Annotated in this window: 3 protein-coding genes; 2 read left to right on the forward strand and 1 reads right to left on the reverse strand. The window is 66.3% G+C overall.

The window, feature by feature from the left end:
- The coding region (locus AC1D1P_RS21985) for a DUF4136 domain-containing protein (protein WP_477674437.1) at window positions 1–594 on the forward strand (594 nt) is incomplete at its 5' end.
- Between the two features lie 16 nt (window positions 595–610).
- Here the strand turns inward: AC1D1P_RS21985 and AC1D1P_RS21990 are convergent.
- Window positions 611–1,459, reverse strand: a complete 849-nt coding sequence (locus tag AC1D1P_RS21990) for a 2-keto-4-pentenoate hydratase (protein ID WP_477674438.1) — start codon at window positions 1,457–1,459, stop codon at window positions 611–613.
- A 44-nt stretch (window positions 1,460–1,503) separates the two neighbouring features.
- Between AC1D1P_RS21990 and AC1D1P_RS21995 the strand changes: the two genes are divergently transcribed.
- On the forward strand, window positions 1,504–1,977 hold a 474-nt coding region (locus tag AC1D1P_RS21995), incomplete at its 3' end, for a pyroglutamyl-peptidase I family protein (RefSeq protein WP_477674439.1).

Consider the following 1,977-nt stretch of genomic DNA (forward strand, 5'->3'; position numbering starts at 1 on the left):
ATCACCACCCGCGTGACCAGCTTCAACCAGTGGCCGGGCGATACGGCGGGCGCCACTTTCAGCTACATCACGCCGGTGGACACGACACGGCAGCTGGAACAAGCCACCTATGAGGGCTATGTGCAGGCCGAACTGGAGAAACGCGGCCTCAGGCGCGCGCCGGAAGGCCAGGCAGGGCGGCTGCAGGTTGACGTAGCGGCCAGCAGCCGCAGCGAAGAGAAAACCTTTCTGCAGCCGGTTTACCAGGACAACTTTGTCTTCCTGCCGCCTTACCGCGACGCCGCGGGCCGCGTATACGCGGGCGGCTGGGTGCCCGACCCTTTCGGGCCGCGCTATGTCGGCGACAGGCCGCTCAACATGACGATTTACACCAACAGCCTGCGCGTGCGGTTACTTGACACCCAGGGCACGCCACCCGGCAAGCCGCCGCGCACGGTGTTTGAATCGCGCGCTGTGTACGAAGGCGGCAGCGGCGACCTTCCGCTGGTCGTGCCTTACCTGGTTCGCGCGGTGTTTGACAACTTTCCCGGCCAGAACGGCCAGGTGCGTGTCGTGAAGTTCGACAGCGAAACCGGCGCGGTGATCAAAAAATAGGCCCGGCGCGCGGCGCTTATTCGAACCGGACCGTCAAGCCCTTGAGCGAGCCGGCCACCGGGCCGGACGCTTGCAGTTCGGTATGCCAGGTCTGCCTCGCCTGCACCGGCCAGGCGTCAGTCAGCGTGCCGGTGGTGATGACGTCGCCGGCCCGCAAAGCCGGTGTGCCGGGCGTGGCGCGCAATTCCTGTACGAAATGCAGCAGCGCCTCTACAGGACCGTCCAGCACATTGGCGCCCTCACCTTCATCTTTGAGCACCCCATCGCCGTAGAGCTTGAGCCGCAGGCCCGCCAGGGCTTGCATGAGTGCCGCGGGCGCCAACCCGTCGGGCAGCTTCACGGCATGGCCCACCAATAACCGGCCGTGCAACCCGCCGTCGGCCACCGCCTGCGCAGCCGTGAACTTCCATCCCGGGAAATGCGTGTGCACGATCTCATAGCCGTGCGCGACCCAGTCTATGGACGCAATCAGTTCTGCCGCCGAACAATCGGTCGGCGGCGCTTCGCGCAGGCCGAACACCACCTCGGGCTCAATGCGCGGTTCACACAGGCCTTTGAGCGACAACACTCCCTCGTTGGGCCCGGAGGCATCGACACGCGCCAGGCTGCTATGCCACACCGTGCCCCAGATGGGGCCATAGACTTCATAACGCGGCCAGATGGTGCGGTTGGTAAAGCCAACCTTGTAGCCTACCGGGCTGTCGCCCTGCGCGCTTCGCGCGGCGCGCACGGCCAGCGCGGTGGCATAGGCCAGCGGCACGTCAGTTGGCACGGTGGCGGGCCAAGGCAACGGGCTGGCTTCAAGACGGGCGCGGGTGAGGTCGGTGGCCAGCGCGGAAATGTCCGGATGGGTTGGGGTATTCATGGAGCCATGGTAGCCAAAACACCGCCGTCCTTCACAATGGCGGCATGCGCACAGCCCCTTCCGCTTCTTCGCTCCCGCGTGTCCTGCTCACCGGCTTCGACCCCTTTGGCGACACCGGGCACAGCGGCTTGCCCCTCAACCCCAGCTGGCTGGCGGTACAGGCGCTGGGTGGCAAGCGCATAGGCGGCCACCTCCTGGTGGCGGCGCAATTGCCCACCGTGTTTCAGGCCTCCATCGCAGAACTCATCCGGCTGCTCGCGCTGCATAAGCCGGTACTGGTGATCTGCGTCGGCCAGGCGGGCGGGCGCAGCGCGATTTCGCTGGAGCGCATTGCCATCAACGTCAACGATGCCCGTATTCCCGACAATACCGGCGGCCAGCCCGTCGACACGCCGGTCGTGGCGGGCGGGCCGGCAGCCTATTTCAGCAGCCTGCCCATCAAGGCCATGCTGCAGGCGCTGCAGGAGGCGGGCGTGGCTGCCGAGGTTTCGCAAACCGCCGGCACCTTTGTCTGCAAC

It is taken from the genome of Polaromonas sp. P1_E1_2, assembly GCF_056406035.1.